Origin of the sequence: Micromonospora sp. WMMD708 (genome assembly GCF_049315245.1) — a bacterium.
In the GTDB taxonomy this organism is placed as follows: domain Bacteria; phylum Actinomycetota; class Actinomycetes; order Mycobacteriales; family Micromonosporaceae; genus Micromonospora; species Micromonospora wenchangensis.
Map to the genome: position 1 here is coordinate 1771764 of NZ_CP186060.1, position 18522 is coordinate 1790285.

The window sequence follows — 18522 nt, forward strand, 5'->3', positions numbered from 1 at the left end:
CCGAACCGGGGTCGGTCAGCGCGCCAGGAGCTGGTGCGCCGCCCGGATCTGGGTCCACGACTTCGGCTGGGCCGGTGCGGTCGTGGTGCGGGTGGCGGCGGCCGGAGCGGGCCGGCCGGGAGTGAACAGCCAGGTGGTGAAGACCGGGTCCAGGTCGAGGCCGGAGATCTGCTCGGCGAGGGCCTGGAACCCGGCGATGGTGCCGTTGCCGTACCGGTGGGCGGCGGTCCAGGCGGGCAGGATGCGGAAGAACGCGTCGTCACCGACGGCCAGCCGGAGCTGGTGCAGCGCCATCGCGCCCCGGTCGTAGACCGCGCCGTCGAACACCGCGCCGGCACCCGGGTCGCCCGGCAGTACCTGCCAGAACGGATCGTCGGCCGGGTAGTCGGCGTAGGTGAAGTCGAACAGCTCCTGCGCGGTCCCCTCACCCTGCGCCTCCGACCAGAGCCACTCGGCGTACGAGGCGAAGCCCTCGTTGAGCCAGATGTTGCTCCAGTTCGCCACCGAGACCGAGTCGCCGAACCACTGGTGGGCGTTCTCGTGCACCACCACGTACGGGTTGCTGCCGCGTCGCCAGAAGCCGGGCCCGTACACCGGGCGGGTCTGGGTCTCCAGGGCGAAGCCGAGGCTGTCGAGCGGTGCGGCCACACCTCCCTGCGCCTCGAACGGGTACGGCCCGAAGATGCCGCTGGCCCAGTCGACGACCTCGGCGGTGCGTTCGATGCTGGCCCGGGCGGCCGGCTTCCGGTCGCCCAGGGTGGTGCTGTAGGCGTTGATCACCGGCTGCCCGTTCGGGGCGGTGTCGGTGACGATGTCGTACTGGCCGATCGCCAGGAACGCCAGGTAGGTGGCGCCGGGCCTGGTGCTGCGCCAGCCCCACCGCATCCGGTTGCCGGCCTCGGCCAGCGGGGGCCGGGGCTGCACGCCGTTGCTGATCACCTCGACGCCGTCGGGCACCGACACCGAGATGTCCCAGGTGGCCTTGTCCAGCGGGTGGTCGTTGGAGGGGAACCACCACCAGGCCGACTCGGGCTCGTTGACGGCGAGCGCGCCGTCGACGGTGCGGGTCCACCCGGAGTAGCCGTTCACCAGGGTCTCCGACGGCACACCGGCGTAGGTGACCACGACGGTCATCGCCTGACCGGTGGTGAGGCCGCGCGGTGCGGTCACCACCAGCTCGTGGTCGCCCTCCCGGGCGAACCGGGCGGTCCATCCGTTGACCCGTACCGACTCCACGTCGAGCAGGAAGTCGAGGTTGAACCGGGAGAGGTCCTGGGTGGCGGTGGCCAGGATGGTGGTGGTGCCGCTGAGCCGGTCGGTGGCCGGCTCGTAGCGCAGCCGGACGTCGTAGTGGTCGACGTCGTAGCCGCCGTTGCCGTAGTCGGGGAAGTAGGGGTCGCCGAGGCCGGGGCTGCCGGGTTTCGGGGCGGCCGAGACCGCGACCGACCGGCTCTTGCCCGGTCGGGCGTCGGCCTGGCCGGGGGCACCGGTCACCAGGGTGCCGGCGGTGGTGACGGTCAGGGCGGCGATGGCCGCCGTGAAAACACGTCGCACGGGGTGGACTCCCTCCATCGGGGTGTTCGCACCGACAACCTAATCGACGGCGGTGGAAACGTGCGCCCCGGATGGCGGGGATCGACTGTTCTCATCCTGTCGATGTTTCGCTAGCATTACCGACTAGTAACAACGCCTCACCCCCTGGCCACGCGCGCGGTCCAGAGGCTTCCCCCGTTGCTGCCCCTGGAGGATCCGTCATGCCCCACCGCGCCCTGCCCCGCCGCGCCCTGGCCCGGGCCGTCACCGCCCTGGCCGCCGTCCTCGCCACCGTCACCGGTGTCCTGCTCGTCCCGAACGCCGCCCAGGCCGCCACCGTCCACTACGTGGCGTTGGGCGACTCGTACTCCTCCGGTGTCGGCGCCGGCCCGTACGACCTGTCCACCTGCCTGCGCAGCCAGAAGTCGTACGCCCCGCTGTGGGCCGCCGCCAACGCGGTGACCAGCTTCGCCTTCCCCGCCTGCGGCGGCGCGGTCACCGCCGACGTGATCAGCAAGCAGGTCGGCTCGCTGAGCGCCACCACCACCCTGGTCACCATCACCATCGGCGGCAACGACGCAGGCTTCGCCGACGTCATCACCAGCTGCCGGTTCGGCAGCACGGCGACCTGCACCGCCGCGGTCGACAAGGCCAAGAGCTTCGCCACCTCGACGCTGCCCGGCCGGCTCGACGCCACCTACGCCGCGATCCGCGACCGGGCCCCGAACGCCCGGCTGGTGGTGCTCGGCTACCCCCGGCTCTTCGAAACGGGCTCCTGCGGCGTGCTCGCGATGAGCAGCTACAAGCGGACCATCCTCAACGAGGCCGCCGACGTACTCGCCACGGTCACCGCCGCCCGGGCCGCCGCGGCCGGGGCCACCTTCGCCGACGCCCGCCCGTTCTTCACCGGGCACGGCGTCTGCGCCGCCGCCCCGTGGATCCGCGACGTCAGCGGCGTCATCGAGGCGTACCACCCGAACGCCGACGGCTACCGGTACGGCTACCTGCCGACGCTCACCGCCGCGCTGGGCTGACGGGCCGGCCGGGTGACCGGCAGCAGTCCACCGGACACCGTCGGTTGCCTCCGTCGTCGACAATGGGAGCCCTTCCTGGTTCCTGTCGGCGGCGGAGGTGCCCGTATGCGTGAACCGGTGACCCCGCCGCTGCCCCGGCCACCCACCGTGGACGGTCCCCCGGTCGGCGGCACCGAACTGCTCGCCCTGCTCACCCGGCTGCTGCGCCGGCCGCGTCGGGGCGACCGCCGGCTGCCGGTGCTCTGGCTGGTCAGGGCCGCCACCGGCGGCGACCCGGGGGCCCTGCTGCGTCGCTTCGTCGGGCGGGGCGCGGGGCGCCGGGTCCCGCACGCCGTGCTCGACCTGGCCGCCCGTCCGGACCTCGCCGACGTTCCGGCGGTGCTGCGGGAACTGCACCGGCAGTTGTCGCTGGAGGCGTTCGGGACGGCCCGGCTGCGGTTCCGCCACCACCCGCTGGCCGACTGGCTGATGCAGCAGACCCTCGACGTGGGCGTCGACGCCGCCGACAGCGGCCGGGCCACCCTGGTCCGCCGGCTGCGCGACTGGCGGGGCCGGCGTCCCGTCGAGGAGCCGCAGGTCAGTGGGGAGTCGGGAGTCGGCACGGCGCTCCAGGTGCTGCTCTGGCTGCTGCGCCGGGCGGTGCCCAGCGCGGTGTTCCGGATCGCCGTATCCGGCCGGGTGCCGGGCGTCGGCGGCCACTACCGGTGGTTCATGCGGCAGCAGTACCTGGCCCCCCGCCAGTCGGTGACCTTCCTCGGGTTCGCCGAACGGCTCACCGCCGGGTGGCGCGACGGCGAACAACCCGCCCAGGTGGACAAGCTGCTGCTGCACGCGTTCCTGGAGGACCTGCGGCAGGCGTACCGGCGACGGGTGTGGCGGCCCGGGGACTGGCGGCGCACGGCGTACCCGGTGCTGCTGCTCGACGGCGTGCACGTCGACGGCGTCGGACACACCCTGGTCCGGCTGCTCACCGACGTGCGCAACGAGACCGGTCGCAACGACCCGCTGCTGGTGGTGGCCCTGGCCACCGCGCCGCCGCCGGAACTGCCCGGCACCCGGCCGCTGCGCGAGGCCGACGACGCCTACGACGAGTGGGCCGAGGCGCTGCCCGAGACGCGGCGGCTGCGGCGCTCCGCCGCCTGGCTGGTGGCGCTGCGCCCCGACGACGAGGACGCCACCCCGCCACCGGGGGTCGTCCCGCCCGCGCTGGTCGCCCCCGACCCGCCGTGGTGGGCACGGCGGTTCCTGCCGGCGGCGGTGGCCGTGGTCCTGCTGGCCGGGACGGTCGTGTGGGCGGACAGCCGGTGGACGCTGGACTGCCATCCGACGCCGACCGGCCAGGTGCGGGTGCAGGTGCTCGCCGGGGAGTGCGTCGGCTACAGCGACACCGCCGCGCAGGTGTTCAACAGCGAACCCGGCCAGGAGCGGCTGCGCGCGGTGCAGCGGCGGATCTTCGCGCAGAACCGGGCCGCCGAGGAGGTGTGGCGGCGCAGCGACCAGCGTCGGCCCTACCTCACCCTGGTCTACCTGGGCACCCTCACCGGCAACCGGACCCGGGCCGACGAGGAGTCCTACGTCTCCGAACGCGAGGAGTTGGAGGGTCTGGCCACCGCCCAGTACGCCCTGCTCAAGGAGTCCGCGGCGGCCGACGGCGCGGCCCTGCTGCACGTGGTGGTCGCCAACGGGGGCCGGCAGATGCGCCACGCCGGGCCGGCGGTGGCCATGCTGGAACGGCTGGCCCACGACGACCCGACCGTGCTCGGGGTGGTCGGGCTGGTGGAGAGCCGCACCAGCACCGCCGCGGCGTTGCGGGAACTCAACCGGGTCGGCCTGCCGGTGCTCGCCCCCACCCTGTCGGCCGACCGGATGGACCAGAACTCCAGCCTCTACCTGCAGATCTCCGCGCCCAACTCGGCGCAGGCCGCGATGATCGAGACGTACGCCCGGCAGGTGCTGCGGGTGACCGAGGCGCACGCCTACTACACCACCGGCGAGGGCAGCTCGCTCACCGAGGACCTCTACGTCGGCACCCTCGTCGACGGGTTGCGCCAGCGGTTCGGCAGCCGGCTCACCCGGCTCGACGAGTGGCGTACCGGGCGTCGGTTGACCGCCGAGTGCGGCTTCCGGGGGGTGCTGGTGTTCGCCGGGCGCTGGTCGGAGTTCGACGGGTTCCTGCGGGCGTTGAAGGAGTGCGGCAACGATCCGCCCCGGCACCTCGTCGCCGACGACTCGGTCAACCGCTACATGGCCAACCCGGGGCTGCGGGCCAGCGCCCCGGGCAACCTGCCGGTGACGTACGTGTCGAAGGCGGCGCTGGCCACCTGTGCCGCGCTGCGGGCCGCGCAGGCCGCCCGGGACGACGTCCGGGGCAGCTTCCTGACCTGGGTCGGCGCCGACGATCTGCTCGACCCGCCGCGCTGCCGCGACGGTGCCGGTGCACCCGTCGGTGAGCGGGTCAGCCTCGCCTACGACGCGGCGATGATGATGGTGCGGGCGCTGGAGAGCCTCGCCGCCCGGCTGCGGCACGCCGACACCGGCCGGGGCTGGGAGCCCCGCTCGGTCAACCCGGTCGGCGTGCACGCCGAGGTGCTGCGGCAGAACGCCGCCGCCGGCTACCCGGGGGTCGCCGGGGTGATCCGGTACGCCCCCGACTCGGGCGAGCCGGTCGCCAAGCGGCTGGCGTTGCTGCGGGTCGCGCGGGTGCCGGACGTGGCCGCCGAGCCGGTCGAGGTGTTCCACTGTGGGGTGGCCGACAGCGGACCGGACCCGGGCTGCCGACCCGTCTGACCCGTGGGCGGGTCGTGCGTCCGGGCCCGCCGGGGCGCTAGGGTTCCCTCGATTCGTCCGCACGTGGGTGGGGAGCAGTGGGTGGGCAGGCTCGCATCGGCGTACGGGCAGGCGGTCGCCGCGCACCGGCAGGCCCGGCAGCGGTGGACGGCGGCCCGTGCCCTGCTGGACCAACTGGCCGGGCAGCCCGTCCCGGAGCGCACCGCCGACCTGGTCGCCCGGCTGGCCCGGCTGGCCGACATGCTGGCCGCCCCGCCGCCGGGCAGCACCGACCGGGCCGACCCGACCGCGCCCGCCGTCCCGGCACCCGGCCCCGTCGCCGGGACGCCCGGTGGCCCGCCGCCGGGGCACGTCGTCGTGTCGCCGGGCGGTCCGGCCCGTGGTCACCGTGCAGCGTCCCCGGGCGACGGGCCGGCAGCGGTGCGCATCGGCGAGGCGTCCACGGCGGACGGCCGGTTCCCGCTGCTGCTGCCGCTGGGCGCCGGCCGGCACCTGGCGGTCGACGGCGACGCCCGTGATCCCCGGGTGGCGGTGCTGCTGCGGGTGCTGGTGCTGCGGTTGTTGACCACGGCCGCCCCGGGCAGCGTGCGGGTGGTCGGCATCGACCCGGCCGCCTGGGGGGCCACCTTCATCCCGTTGCGTCCGCTGCGCGACGCCGGGGTGCTCGGCACGGTCGCCACCACCGAGGCCGAGATCGGTGCGCTGCTGGACGCCGCCGAGGCACACGCCCGCGCGGGGGAGGCCGAACTGCTGCTGGTGGTGGCCGCGTCCGCGCCCGGCCCGCGCGAGCTTGCCCGGCTCGCCGCGCTCACCCACGCCGGGCCGTCCGCCGGGGTGTGCGTGCTGTTCGCCGGGCGCGCGGTGACCACGCCCGGCCAGGCCCCACCCGTGCTGGGCGGCACCACCGAGGTACGTCTCGACGAACGGTACGCCCGGGTAGGCGACCCGCCGGGGTACCCGTTCAGCGCCGACGGCACCGGCCTGCCCGTGCCGGTGCTGCTCGACGGTGACCCGCCCGCCGCCGCCGTCCAGACGCTGGCCGACCGGCTCGGCGCGCAGGTACGCCGGGACACCGCCCTGCACCTGGCCGACCTGCTGCCCGAGCACCGCTGGACCGACTCCGCCCGGGGCGGCCTGACGACGGTGGTCGGCCGCAGCGGGCGTACCCCGGTCAGTCTGGCCTTCGACGACGCGACGCCGCACTGGCTGGTCGGTGGCCGCACCGGCGCGGGCAAGACGGTCTTCCTGCTCGACGTGCTGTACGGCCTGGCGGCCCGCTACTCCCCGGCCGAGTTGCACCTGTGGCTGCTCGACTTCAAGGAGGGGGTGAGCTTCACCGAGTTCGTCCCCACCGACCGGGACCCGTCGTTCCTGCCGCACGCGCGGGCCGTCGGCGTCGAGTCCGACCGGGAGTACGGCCTGGCCGTGCTCCGCGAACTGCGCCGGGAGCTGGGCCGGCGGGCCGGGCTGTTCAAGCGGCACGGGGTGACCAAGCTCGCCGACCTGCCGGACACCGAACCGGTGCCCCGCACGGTCGCCGTGATCGACGAGTTCCACGTGCTGTTCGCCGGCAACGACCGGCTGGCCCGGGAGGCCGTCGACCTGCTGGAGGAGCTGGCCCGCAAGGGCCGCTCGTACGGCGTGCACCTGGTGCTGGCCAGCCAGAGCACCAGCGGCGTGGAAGCCCTCTACGGCCGGGCCGAGTCGCTGTTCGGGCAGTTCGCGCTGCGGGTGGCGCTGCCCGGCGGCGAGGCGGTGCTCGGCCCCCGGGCGACCGTCGCCGGCCCGACCCGGATCGGCACGGCGCTGGTCAACACCGCCGCCGGGACGGCCGGCGCGGACATCCTGCTGCGGTTCCCCGACGCGCACGCCGACGCCCGCCAGCTCGCCCGGCTGCGTTACGAGCTGTGGGACGCCCGCCCCGACGACACCGGCCCGCCCGAGGTCTTCCGGGGGTACGCCACCGCCCACCTGGAGGACGAGCCGTCCCCCGCCGCCACCCGCCGCCCGGCGGTGCTGGTGGGCCGGACGGTCGACGTGGCCGGCAGCACCGCCCGGTTCGACCTGGACGCCTCCCCGGGCCGGCACCTGGCCGTGGTGGGCACCTCGGTCACCGGCGCGCACGTGCTGCGGGCCGCCGCGCTGAGCCTGGCCGGGCAGCACCGGCCCGGGGAGGCCGAGTTCGTGCTGGCCGCGCTGGTGGCCTCAGCCGACGAACTGGCCGACGACACGGCGGCCGGGCTGAAGGCCGCCGGGCACCCGGTGACCCAGGTCGACGCGGCCGGGCTGCGGGCCCGCATCGCCGGGCTGGCCGCAGGCGGCGGGGAGCGCGGCCGGACCTACCTGGTGGTCTTCGGGGTGGACGCGGCCCACGCGGTGCTCGCCGCCGCCGACCCCGACACCTACCGCACCGGCCACGACGACCTGCGAACGCTGCTGCGGGCGGGGCCGGGGCACGGGGTGCACCTGCTCGGCTGGTGGCGGGGCCTGCGCCGGCTCGCCGACGACCTCGGCGGCAGCCAGAACCGCGACGACGTGGCCTGCCTGGTGGCGCTGAACGTGCCCGCCGACGACCTCGGGCTGCACCTCGGGGTGACCGACCTGGTGTGGACCACCCGCCCCAACCGGGCCCTGCTCGTCGACCGGCACGCGCCGCGCACCGCGCTGATCGTGCCGTTCGTCCGCCCCGGGTACCACCCCGACGAGGAGCACTGAGTGGCCGGCTACGACGAGTACGCGGCGGCCGTCCGGCAGCTCTCCGCCCGGATCAGGGAGGGGGAGCGCGGTGCCGTCGCCGAGGCGGAACGTCGTCGTACCCTGCACGCCGGGGTGACCCGGCTCGGTCAGCGGCTGGCCGCCCAGGAGGAGCGTCTCGCCCAGCTCGCCGCAGCCGCCGGCCTGCCCGCCGTGGCCGACCCGGCTCCCGGGCCGGGGTCGGTCCCCGGGGCGGGCACGGGTCCCGACGGGTCCGGGGTGGACGGCGATCCGGCGGTGGTGCTGGCGGAGACCGGGCGGCTGGTCGACGAGGTCGACCGGCTGGGCCAGCAGGCCGAGGCGCTGGCCCAGCGGCCCGCTCTGCTGCCCACCTGGTCACCGACCGCCCGCGCGGTCGCCGTCTACGCCGGCTGCGCCGCCGCCGGGGCGTTGGTCATGCTGGTGCTGGTGGTCGCCAACGGCATCGGCGTGGTCAACGGCGTCACCCTGGGCGCGCTGACCTGCGCCGGGCTGCCGCTGATCTCCTTCGTGGCCGGTTGGCTGGTCCTCGGCCGGTGGGGGCGACCGGCCCTGGCCACCACCGACCCGCCCCGGTACGCCCCGCTGGGCTTCTTCATCTGCGCCCTGGCGGTGCCGCTGGCGTACTGCGTCACCCTGCTGGTGTTCCGCCTCGTCCGCTGACGCGTGACCGACCTGTCCGCGTGACCGACCCGTTCGCATGATCGACTCAATTGGGCCGATGTTGCGGGGCCCGGCCCGTTCCGATGCAGCTACATCGGCCCACATGAGGCGGACGCGGGGTGGCTGCGTCCGGTGGTCGCCCGTAGGCTCGCGGTGACCGTGGGAGGGCGACAGGGGCGGGGGAGTGCGGGTGAGTGCGGCGGAGATGATCGCCAAGCTGGCCGTGGCCGCGCAGAAGCTGGACGAGGCGCGGGCCAAGACTGCGTCGGCCGCCCAGGACGCCGCCGAGGCGCGGGCCCTGGTCGCCGGGGTGTTGCAGGGCATCGCCGCCGGCCCGCTGATCGGCATGATCGACAACTACCGGCAGGCGCTCGACCAGGCCGTCCAGGGTGGCCAGCCGGCCCGGCAGCAGGTCGAGGAGACGATCGCCAAGGTACGCACGCTGGGCACCTGAGCTGCGGAGTGACGATGCGGCTCCATCAGGCGGAATCGTGGTCACGGCCCCTTCGCGTGCCGACCCTTTCCGATGCGGACGGTCTGATGCACAAGCGGGAATCGACGATCGAGATGATGGGGTGATGGCGGTGGGCGGGCGCGACGGCGGCGAGCTGAACGGGTTCCATGTCGGGCGGGTGCCGGAGGAGGCCGGGGAACTGGTGTCGGACTTCGCCTCCGAGTGGGAGGACGTCAGCTTCGCCACCCGGGTCTGGGAACGGGCCGTCGACGACGGCTACCGGGTGGACCTGCGGGTGCACGTGTTGCGTGGCGACCGGTTGACCGGTCCTGCGGAGCTGCGCGAATTCCTGACCGAATACCATGAGCGTGATCCCGAGGGTTGGTCCCTGACGGGGTTCGACCATGGCGAAGGTGCCGGGTTCGTCGGTGAGGGCGAGGCATTCTGGCTGGTCCAGCCAGGCATCGCCGTCGACGTGCTGGTCGACGTGGAGCGGTTCGGTGGTGAACTCCTCCCGATCGCAGAATCGATCATCACTGTCCGCTAGTTTACGATGACGTGGGGTGGAGATTTGGTCGTCGCGTCGATAGCATGAGGGCGTCCAGCAGGCTCGATTCGTGCTTGGGAGGCCCCGGTGACCACCGCCCCGACGCAGATGCCCGGCCCTGTCGTCGTCGAGCTCAGTCAGGCGGAATGGCAGGCAGCGGTGAGTCGGGCGCTGGACAAGCTGCATCTCACCTATCAGCAACTCGCAGAGATGGCCCGCACTAGGGATTTCAGCTCCCTTGAGGCGCAGAAGCTGTGGATGTCCATCGGTGACTCGCAGCCGTAACGGCCTTACGCCCCAGGCCAGGCAATTCGCGGACACTTTGCAGGCGTTGCTCAACAGGACGGTCTGTGACCATGCGCGGATCGGGGCCAAGATCACGCCTGAGCAGGCGGTAGTCGGCACCCGGTTGGAGGCGTTGACGTCCACGCCGGTGCGGATGCGCTCGGCCGGCGACACGAACATCTGGATCGATGTGCAGTGCTATCTGTCCTTGGATGGCGACGAGGGCAGGTTTCTCACTGTTCAAGGGTCCGTCTGTGGCCTCTATCTCGGTGACGATCCGCCGGATCTGCTACTGCATTACGACTTCGAGCGCGAGAAGGACCGCTACACCGAAGCCCATATCCAGGTGTGCGCCGCGCATCCGACGCTCGAACGCCTCCTAGCTGAGCTGGGGCGCAAGCCCACGAACGGGCTTCAAAAGATCCATCTACCGGTGGGCGGCCGACGTTTCCGCCCCGCGCTCGAAGACCTGCTCGAATGCCTGATCGTCGAAGGCCTGGTCAGGCCCAAGCCTGGCTGGCAGGAGGTGCTCGACAGGACCCGCATCGACTACCGGCGCAAACAGATTGCTGCCGTGGTGCGGCGGAACACCGGCACTGCCCAGGCCGAGTTGGAGCGGCTCGGCTACCAGGTCGTTCCGCCCGACGACCAACGCCTCAGGGCGCAGATCGCCCGCCTGATCGCGCGTAAGCCCCGCCGCGATGACAACTGACGTCCGTCCGGCGTTGTCGGATACCCGATAACGATTCGGGTTCCGAAGATGTACACCCGTTCATATCCTGACGTGTTCACCGTCGGCTATGGACGTGGAGAGTCGTGGATCATCGACAGGTACGCCGCCTCGCGGAGCAGTCTGCCAACTTCGGGTTCCTGGTGGAGCATCCGTTGCTGGTCTGGTACGGCGCGGGGGCGGAGCTGCTCGTCTACGTGGACGCCCAGGCGGCCATGTTCAAGGCCCGCGCGTTCGGCGACGTGCTCGCCCGGGACCTGGTCCGGCGCACCCAGGTCACCCCGGCGAAGGACACGTTCTTCCACCAGGTGCAGGCGCTGCACGCCTCCGGTGCCGTCACCGCCAAGGTCTACGCCGCCTTCGACCGCCTGCGGGACACCGGCAACCGGGCCGTCCACGACCACCTCGGTGAGGTCCGCGCGGCGCTGGATCTGCTGCGGACCTGCTTCGAGCTGGGAGTCTGGTATCACCGGGCGTTGACCGACGACCGGTCGCCGATCGGGTTCGTGCCGCCCACCCCGCCACCGGCCCAGGTGCCGGCGTCGATCGCCGAGGGGCTGCGGGCCGAGATCGAACGGTACAAGCAGGAGCTTGCCGAGACGAAGCTGCTGCTGGACGGGCAACCCTCGCTGGCGGTGGCCCAGGCCGCCGCGACCGTCGCCGCCGAGCAGGCTGTGCGGGACGCCGACGCCCGACGTCCGCAGGCCGCCGCGTTGGTCGCCAGTCTCGAACCAGCGGCGGAGGCGGCGCAGCAGGCGTTCGACAGTGCACAGCCGGTGAAGGTGTCCGCCGCGAAGCGCGAGGACTTCATCGCCCGCGCCCGCCGTGCCTCCCACGAGCCCCTGAACGAGGTGCAGACCCGGGTCGAGATCGACCGTCAGCTCACCGCCGCCGGGTGGCAGGTGCAGGACCAGAACCAGCTCAACCTCTTCGCGGGCAGCGGCGTCGCGGTGCGCGAGGTGACCCTGGCGACGGGTCGGGCCGACTACCTGCTCTACGTCGACCAGCGCCTCGTCGGGGTGATCGAGGCCAAGCGGGAGGGCACCGCCCCGCGTGGGGTGGAGGCGCAGCTCGACCGCTACCTCAACGGGTTGACCGCCGAGCAGCGGCTCAGCGCCTGGCGGCGGGAGGCGGCGCTGCCGTTCGGGTACGTCGCCACCGGCACCGAAACCGCGTTCGTCAACCAACTCGACCCGTTTCCGCGTACCCGGGAGGTGTTCGCGTTCCATCGGCCGGAGACGCTCGCCCGGTGGATGCGGGAGGCCGACGACGAGCCGGCCGCGCCGACGTTACGGGCCCGGCTGCGTCGGATGCCGGCGCTGGACCGGCTGGGCCTGCGTCCGGCGCAGATCGACGCGGTCGAGGGCCTGGAACGCTCGCTGGCCGACGCCCGGCCCCGGGCGTTGATCCAGATGGCAACCGGGGCGGGCAAGACGTTCACGGCGGTCACCGCCAGCTACCGGCTGCTCAAGTACGCCCGAGCCCGGCGCATCCTGTTCCTGGTCGACCGGAACAACCTCGGCAAGCAGACCCTACGGGAGTACGCCGGCTACCAGACCCCCGACGACGGGCGGAAGTTCACCGAGCTGTACACGGTGGACCGGCTCTCCGGTGCCGGCCTGCTCGACTCGTCGACCGTGGTGATCTCGACGATCCAGCGCCTCTACGGGGCGTTGCGCGGCGACGAGCTGCCCGACGTCGACCTGGACGACCAGGCGTACGACAGCTACGACCTGGGCTCCCCGGCCGAGGTGGGCTACAACCCGCAGTTGCCGCCGGAGACGTTCGACCTGATCGTGGTCGACGAGTGCCACCGGTCGATCTACGGCAAGTGGCGGGCGGTCATCGAGTACTTCGACGCCTTCGTGGTGGGGCTGACCGCGACGCCGGTGAAGCAGACCCTCGGCTTCTTCCAGCAGAACCTCGTCTCGGAATACACCTACGAGCAGGCCGTCGCCGACGGGGTGAACGTCAACTTCGACGTCTACCGGATCAGGACCGAGATCACCGAGGGCGGGCAGAGGATCGAGGCCGGCACCGTCGTGCCGCTGCGCGACCGCCGCACCCGCGCCGAGCGCTACCAGGAGCTGGAGGACGACTTCACGTACGCGGGCCGCCAGGTAGGCCGGTCGGTGATCTCCAAGGGGCAGTTGCGGCTGGTGCTGGAGACGTTCCGCGAGCGGCTGTTCACCGAGATCTTCCCCGGCCGCTCCACGGTGCCCAAGACGCTGATCTTCGCGTGCGACGACAACCACGCCGAGGAGATCGTCGCCATGGTCCGGCTGGTGTTCGGGCGCGGCAACGAGTTCGCCCGGAAGATCACCTATTCCTCCCGGCGGGACGGCGACAACCCCGACACCCTCATCCAGGCGTTCCGCAACAGCCCGGAGATGCGCGTCGCGGTCACCGTCGACATGATCGCCACCGGCACCGACGTACGGCCGCTGGAGTGTGTGTTCTTCCTCCGGCCGGTGCGCAGTGCCACCTACTTCGAGCAGATGAAGGGGCGTGGGGCGCGCACCATCGATCCGGCCGACTTCCAGTCCGTCACCCCCGACGCCCAGGTGAAGGACCGGTTCGTCATCGTCGACGCGGTCGGCGTCACCGAGGCCGACCTCGACGAGGCGGTGCCGCTGCAACGGCACAGCGAACAGCAGATCTCGCTGCGTGACCTGCTGCGCAAGGCCGGCACGCTGACCGCCGACGCCAACGAGGTGGCCACCCTCGCGTCCCGGCTGTCCCGCCTCGACCGGCAACTCACCGACGACGAGCGCGCCGAGCTGGCCAAGCTGGGCGGGCAGCCGCTCACCGGCATCGTCCGGGGCCTGGTCGATGCCGTCGCCCCCGAACAGCTCAACCCGGCCACCCAGGCCGGGCCGGAGGCCGTCCGCGACCTGCTGGCCGGGGCACTGCGTCCGCTGGCCGCGAACCCGCAGCTCCGCGACCGTATCCTGGAGATCCGCCGCGCCCACGACATCACCATCGACGAGGTCAACGTCGACACACTGCTGTCGGCGGCCGGGGTGCCCGCCGCCGAACGCGCCCAGGTGACCGTGCGGAGCTGGCACGACTACCTGGACCAGCACCGCGACGAGATCACCGCGTTGCAGGTGTTCTACGAGGGCAAGGGCCGGATCAGCTACGACCAGCTCAAGGAGCTGGCGGCGCGGATCGCCCGGCCCCCGCAGGCGTGGACGCCGGATTCGCTGTGGCAGGCGTACGTGCAGCTCGGCCGCACCGTCGAGCAGGCCGGGCCGCGCGGGGTGACCGACCTGGTCGCCCTGATCCGCTACGAACTGGGCCACGACCAGGAACTACGTCCATTTCGTACGGCCACAGAGGAGCGTTTCCGTGGGTGGCTGCTGCGGCAACAGCAGGCGGGCGCTACCTTCACTGCCGATCAGGTGTGGTGGCTGGAGAGGATCAGGGACGTGATAGCGGTCAGTGTGGAGATCACCCCCGACGACCTGGAAGGGGCACCCTTCACCGAACGCGGTGGCATCGACGGGTACGCGGGCGCCTTCGGCAACCGCGCCGAACCCCTCCTCACCGAACTCAACCAGGAGCTGACCGCGTGACCGACCTGCCACCGGGTTGGACTCAAATAGCTCTTGGGGATATTGCCGAATCCGTGAAGAACGGGATTTTTGTCTCCCGGCCGGGCATTGAGCCGAACGGGGTTCCGATCCTCCGGATCAGTTCGGTGCGGCCGGGGGTGCTGAATCTGCGCGATATTCGCTACAGCGCCAAGGATGTGCGTGAGCTGAGCGACTCCGATTCGCTGCTACTGCCCGGAGATCTGCTATTTACCCGTTACAACGGGAACATCGATTATGTCGGTGCTTGTGCGATGGTCCCTGAACGGATTGGTGACTTAACCTATCCGGACAAGTTGATCAGGGTGAGGGTGAATTCAGACTTCGCCGAGCCCTCCTATGTCCAGTATGTCTTCGAGGCTCCGCAGGTGCGGTCGCGCGTGCGATCCGTCGCGCGCACGACGGCCGGACAGGCAGGTGTCTCGGGTGCGAGCCTGAAATCAGTTGTCCTGCCGCTCCCGCCGCTCGCCGAGCAACGTCGCATCGTCGCAGCGCTGGTGGATGCTCTTGATCATCGTCGTCGCGGATCTGCTGCCCTTGAGGTTGCAAGTTCTCGAAGCGACCTCCTTTGGCGCTCTCAGTTGCGCCATCTCAGGCAAGAAGCATTGGCGTCTGGAGGTGTTGTCCGCAGGCTCGGAGACGTGGCGGAGACGTCCCTCGGGAAGATGCTTGATGCAGGGAAAAGTCTCGGGGTGGCGACGCCGTACCTTCGCAACGTAAATGTCCGTTGGCGCAAAGTGGATCTTTCTGAGGTGAGTGCCGTCCCGCTGAATGACGAGGAGCGTAGGAAGTTCGCGCTTCGCCCGGGTGACCTTCTCGTCTGTGAAGGTGGAGAGCCGGGAAGATGTGCGATCTGGCGTGGCCCGGACGGCATGACTTTTCAGAAGGCGTTGCATCGCGTTCGTGTTCGGCCCGGGTTGCTCGTGGAGTGGCTGGCCTTGATGATTGAAGAGGCTGTGCGTAACAAGCGGACGATGCATCTACAGACCGGTTCCACCATCAAGCACATTTCGCAGGAAAAAATTCGGCAGCTTGAGGTGGTAGTACCTGACATTGAGACGCAGCTTAAGCTTGTGCGGCAGTGGGACGTTTTTGAATCTTCGGTCAGCGCGTTGAACCAGGTGAAGGGGAGGGTTGTTCGGCAGGGCGAGGCATTGCAGAACAGCCTGTTGGCGGAGGCGTTCGCGGGGCGGCTCGTGCCGCAGGACCCGAACGACGAGCCGGCGTCGGAACTGCTCGCCCGGATCAGGGACGAGCGGGCGGCCACCATCCCGAAGCAGCGGACGCGCTCCCGGCGTACCCCCAAGGAGTTGGCGGCGCCGGCGACCAGGGTGACCGGCGACGACTACCAGCAGGAGACTTTGCCACTGTGAGCACTGTGGATTCGCGCCGCCTGGTGCAGAAGCTCTGGAACTACTGCGACGTGCTGCGCGACGACGGCGTGTCGACCATCGACTACGTCGAACAGTTGACCTATCTGCTGTTCCTCAAGATGGCCGACGAGCGGGCCAGGCGGACGTTCCGGCCGGAGCAGATCGTGCCCGACGAGCTGAGCTGGCAGACCCTGCTGGACGCCGAGGGCGACGACCTGGAGGTGCAGTACCGGCACATCCTCACCGGGCTGGCCCGGGAGGGCGGCACCCTCGGCACCATCTTCCGCAAGGCGCAGAACAAGATCCAGGACCCGGCGAAGCTCAAACGGCTGATCGTCGACCTGATCGACAAGCAGGAGTGGTCGGGCACCGGGGTCGACGTCAAGGGCGACGCCTACGAGGAACTGCTGGCCAAGGGCGCGGAGGACGCGAAGTCCGGCGCGGGGCAGTACTTCACCCCGCGTGCGTTGACCGTCGCGATGGTCGACTGCATGCTGCCCACCCCCGACGACACGATCACCGACCCGGCCTGCGGCACCGGCGGTTTCCTGCTCGCCGCCTACGACCACATCCAGCGCCACCACGGCAGCTCCCTCACCCCCGACCAGCGGCGACGCCTAGCCCACGGCGCAATCACCGGCACCGAGCTGGTCGACGGCACGGCCCGGCTGGCGGCGATGAACATGCTGCTGCACGGCATCGGCACCCCCAACGGCCCGTCGCTGATCACCGTGCGGGACGCCCTCAGCCGGGAGCCTGACCAGCGGGTCAGCCTGGTGCTGGCCAACCCGCCGTTCGGGCGCAGCTCGTCGATCCGGATGGTGGGGGAGGACGGCCGTTCCTCCCGCGAGGAACGCGAGATCGAACGCAACGACTTCTGGGCCACCACCGCCAACAAGCAGCTCAACTTCGTCCAGCACATCGCCGCGCTGCTGGAGATCGACGGCCGGGCGGCCGTCGTCCTGCCCGACAACGTGCTGTTCGAGGGCGGCGCGGGGGAAACCATCCGCCGCCGGCTGCTCAAGCAGTACGACCTGCACACCATGCTGCGGCTGCCCACCGGCATCTTCTACGCCGGTGGCGTCAAGGCCAACGTGCTGTTCTTCGAGCGCAAGCGTGCCCGCGAGGAACCCTGGACCCAGAACCTCTGGGTGTACGACTTCCGCACCAACCAGCACTTCACCCTCAAACAGAACCCGCTGCGCCGCGAACACCTCCAGGACTTCGTCGACTGCTACCTACCCGGCAGGGACCGCTCCGAGCGAAAGCCGACCGAACGCTTCCGCGCGTTCTCCTACGACGAGCTGATCGCCCGCGACAAGGTGAACCTGGACATCACCTGGCTCAAGGACGCCTCCCTGGAGGACGCCGACGCGCTGCTGCCACCCGAGGTGATCGCCAAGGAGATCGTCGAGGACCTCCAGGCGGCCCTACGCGAGTTCGCCGCCATCGCCGAAGCCCTCGGCGCGACAGGCTCCCGGGTCGACACCGACTGACCGTGTATAGCATCAACTACGTGCGATGGAACGACATTCGTGCCGAGCATGTGGAACGGGCCGGGGGCGAAGAAGTTGTCGAGGCCGGCAAGCGGGAGTTGCTCGCCGAGGTGGTCGGGCACCGCCTCGCCGAGGTGCGTCGTGCCCGCAGCCTGACTCAACAGCAGGTTGCCGACCGCATGGGTGTCACCAAGGGGCGGGTGTCGCAGATCGAGCAGGGCAAGATCTCCGGACAGGACGTCCTCGCCCGCTATGCCGCTGCACTCGGCGGACGCCTCCATCAGGCGATCTACTTCGACGACGGGGACATTGCCGCCATCGCGTAGCCCTTACCACTCAGCCGGAGCCGGAGGTCCCCACCATGGCCGAAAAGACCTATCAGGTCATCGTACGCGGCAAGTTCGCGCCGCTCGGTGACGCGCAGCGGGCCGCGCTGCTCGCCAGGGCGGACGAGCACGATGTGTTCCAGGCGAAGTTCACCGAAGAAGGCACCGTGACCTATGAGCGTTCCCTGCTCGGGTTCACCTTCCGCTGCCTGGTCCCGGCCACCCGGGAGGAGGCGGAAGCGGTGGTTATCGGTAGGGCGGAAGCGCTGGCCGCCACCGCCGTCGCGGAACTCGGTGCCGGCCACCGGGACCTCACGTCGGTCTCCACCGACCTCGACGACATCAAGATCCGCCACCGCGCACGGTCGTAACGGCCGGCCAGCCCTCAACGGCGTCGCCACGCGGCGAGCTGTTGTCTCCTTCGTGGAGAGTTGTTGTCGCCCTGGGCGCAACAAGTCTCCACAAACCTGGGCTGGTTGTCGGTGTGGGCTCCGGCGACCCCACCCAGGAGCAGATTGCCGACCGCCGGGGGTGGCAGAGGTGCGCGTCTCGTACGTCGGGCGTGGCAAACTCACCACATTCATGATCCGCGCTACGGTTTCGGCCGGCACGGTCGGCGCGTGTCGTCGTGACGTCCTCGCCCGCTACGCCGCCGCGTTCGTGGTGCGCAGGTCTGTGGACCGGTTCGGGGCCTGGCGGCGCTCCAGCAGAGCGGCCGGTTACTCCGGGGTGTCGTCCTCGGTGGGACGCGGCGGCCGGTGCTTCGTGATCCACTCTTCGACGTCCACGGCCAGCCACACCTTCATGCCGCGCAGCTCCTGGTAGGGGCGCGGGAAGGTGGGATGCCGGGTGAGCTGCTGGAACCGCTGCCGCGAGACACCCATCCGCTGGGCGATCTCGTAGGGACCCATCAGGCTCCCAGGGCCACGATCCATGACCCGAACGTATGGTGGTAGTTTCTAGGC

The 18522-nt window shown here is 71.2% G+C and carries 15 protein-coding genes; 13 read left to right on the plus strand and 2 right to left on the minus strand.

What is annotated here, in order from left to right; all coding sequences use genetic code 11:
- Positions 1 to 15: 15 nt before the first annotated feature.
- On the minus strand, positions 16 to 1554 hold the full coding sequence (locus ACN260_RS08105; protein WP_422755381.1) for a M1 family metallopeptidase: 1539 nt from the start codon (positions 1552 to 1554) through the stop codon (positions 16 to 18).
- Positions 1555 to 1769: 215 nt separating this feature from the next.
- On the opposite strand from ACN260_RS08105, the gene ACN260_RS08110 reads away from it, so the two are divergent.
- The 13 genes from ACN260_RS08110 to ACN260_RS08170 all read left to right on the plus strand — a co-directional run bounded on the left by ACN260_RS08110 (position 1770) and on the right by ACN260_RS08170 (position 17928).
- On the plus strand, positions 1770 to 2567 hold the full coding sequence (locus ACN260_RS08110) for an SGNH/GDSL hydrolase family protein (RefSeq protein ID WP_422756656.1): 798 nt from the start codon (positions 1770 to 1772) through the stop codon (positions 2565 to 2567).
- A 105-nt stretch (positions 2568 to 2672) separates the two neighbouring features.
- Positions 2673 to 5354 carry a hypothetical protein gene (locus ACN260_RS08115; RefSeq protein WP_422755382.1) on the plus strand — a complete coding sequence of 894 codons (2682 nt, stop codon included), beginning with the start codon at positions 2673 to 2675 and terminating at the stop codon, positions 5352 to 5354.
- Between the two features lie 81 nt (positions 5355 to 5435).
- Positions 5436 to 8069: an FtsK/SpoIIIE domain-containing protein gene (locus tag ACN260_RS08120; RefSeq protein ID WP_422755383.1), complete on the plus strand. Its 2634-nt coding sequence runs from the start codon at positions 5436 to 5438 to the stop codon at positions 8067 to 8069.
- The gene (locus ACN260_RS08125) at positions 8070 to 8750 is read left to right on the plus strand and encodes a hypothetical protein (RefSeq protein WP_422755384.1); all 681 of its coding nucleotides are present in this window, start codon (positions 8070 to 8072) and stop codon (positions 8748 to 8750) included. It begins immediately after the preceding gene.
- 190 nt (positions 8751 to 8940) lie between these two features.
- A complete protein-coding gene (locus ACN260_RS08130; protein WP_422755385.1) occupies positions 8941 to 9204 on the plus strand; it encodes a DUF6244 family protein in 264 nt (87 codons plus the stop codon).
- A 130-nt stretch (positions 9205 to 9334) separates the two neighbouring features.
- Positions 9335 to 9751, plus strand: a complete 417-nt coding sequence (locus ACN260_RS08135) for a hypothetical protein (RefSeq protein ID WP_422755386.1) — start codon at positions 9335 to 9337, stop codon at positions 9749 to 9751.
- 87 nt (positions 9752 to 9838) lie between these two features.
- Positions 9839 to 10036 (plus strand): hypothetical protein, encoded by a 198-nt coding sequence (locus ACN260_RS08140; RefSeq protein ID WP_204926019.1) that lies wholly within the window; start codon positions 9839 to 9841, stop codon positions 10034 to 10036.
- Positions 10020 to 10748 (plus strand): hypothetical protein, encoded by a 729-nt coding sequence (locus tag ACN260_RS08145; RefSeq protein ID WP_204926020.1) that lies wholly within the window; start codon positions 10020 to 10022, stop codon positions 10746 to 10748. The genes ACN260_RS08140 and ACN260_RS08145 overlap by 17 nt, the downstream gene beginning before the upstream one ends.
- A gap of 104 nt (positions 10749 to 10852) precedes the next feature.
- The gene (locus ACN260_RS08150) at positions 10853 to 14344 is read left to right on the plus strand and encodes a DEAD/DEAH box helicase family protein (protein ID WP_422755387.1); all 3492 of its coding nucleotides are present in this window, start codon (positions 10853 to 10855) and stop codon (positions 14342 to 14344) included.
- Positions 14341 to 15735 (plus strand): restriction endonuclease subunit S, encoded by a 1395-nt coding sequence (locus ACN260_RS08155; RefSeq protein ID WP_422755388.1) that lies wholly within the window; start codon positions 14341 to 14343, stop codon positions 15733 to 15735. Before ACN260_RS08150 ends, ACN260_RS08155 begins: the two co-directional genes overlap by 4 nt.
- Positions 15732 to 17231: a type I restriction-modification system subunit M gene (locus tag ACN260_RS08160; protein WP_422755389.1), complete on the plus strand. Its 1500-nt coding sequence runs from the start codon at positions 15732 to 15734 to the stop codon at positions 17229 to 17231. The genes ACN260_RS08155 and ACN260_RS08160 overlap by 4 nt, the downstream gene beginning before the upstream one ends.
- A gap of 11 nt (positions 17232 to 17242) precedes the next feature.
- Positions 17243 to 17557: a helix-turn-helix domain-containing protein gene (locus ACN260_RS08165; RefSeq protein ID WP_422756657.1), complete on the plus strand. Its 315-nt coding sequence runs from the start codon at positions 17243 to 17245 to the stop codon at positions 17555 to 17557.
- Positions 17558 to 17592: 35 nt separating this feature from the next.
- Positions 17593 to 17928, plus strand: coding sequence for a DUF6204 family protein (locus ACN260_RS08170; RefSeq protein WP_422755390.1), 336 nt, complete (start codon positions 17593 to 17595; stop codon positions 17926 to 17928).
- Positions 17929 to 18276: 348 nt separating this feature from the next.
- Here ACN260_RS08170 and ACN260_RS08175 read toward each other — a convergent pair whose 3' ends face one another.
- Positions 18277 to 18492 carry a helix-turn-helix transcriptional regulator gene (locus ACN260_RS08175; RefSeq protein ID WP_402894756.1) on the minus strand — a complete coding sequence of 72 codons (216 nt, stop codon included), beginning with the start codon at positions 18490 to 18492 and terminating at the stop codon, positions 18277 to 18279.
- Positions 18493 to 18522: the final 30 nt, after the last annotated feature.

What these genes read in the sequence shown, in the direction of transcription:
- ACN260_RS08115 (WP_422755382.1), top strand. Translation starts at nt 2,673, where the DNA reads ATGCGTGAACCGGTGACCCCGCCGCTGCCCCGGCCACCCACCGTGGAC.
- ACN260_RS08170 (WP_422755390.1), top strand. Translation starts at nt 17,593, where the DNA reads ATGGCCGAAAAGACCTATCAGGTCATCGTACGCGGCAAGTTCGCGCCG.
- ACN260_RS08175 (WP_402894756.1), bottom strand. Translation starts at nt 18,492, where the DNA reads ATGGATCGTGGCCCTGGGAGCCTGATGGGTCCCTACGAGATCGCCCAG.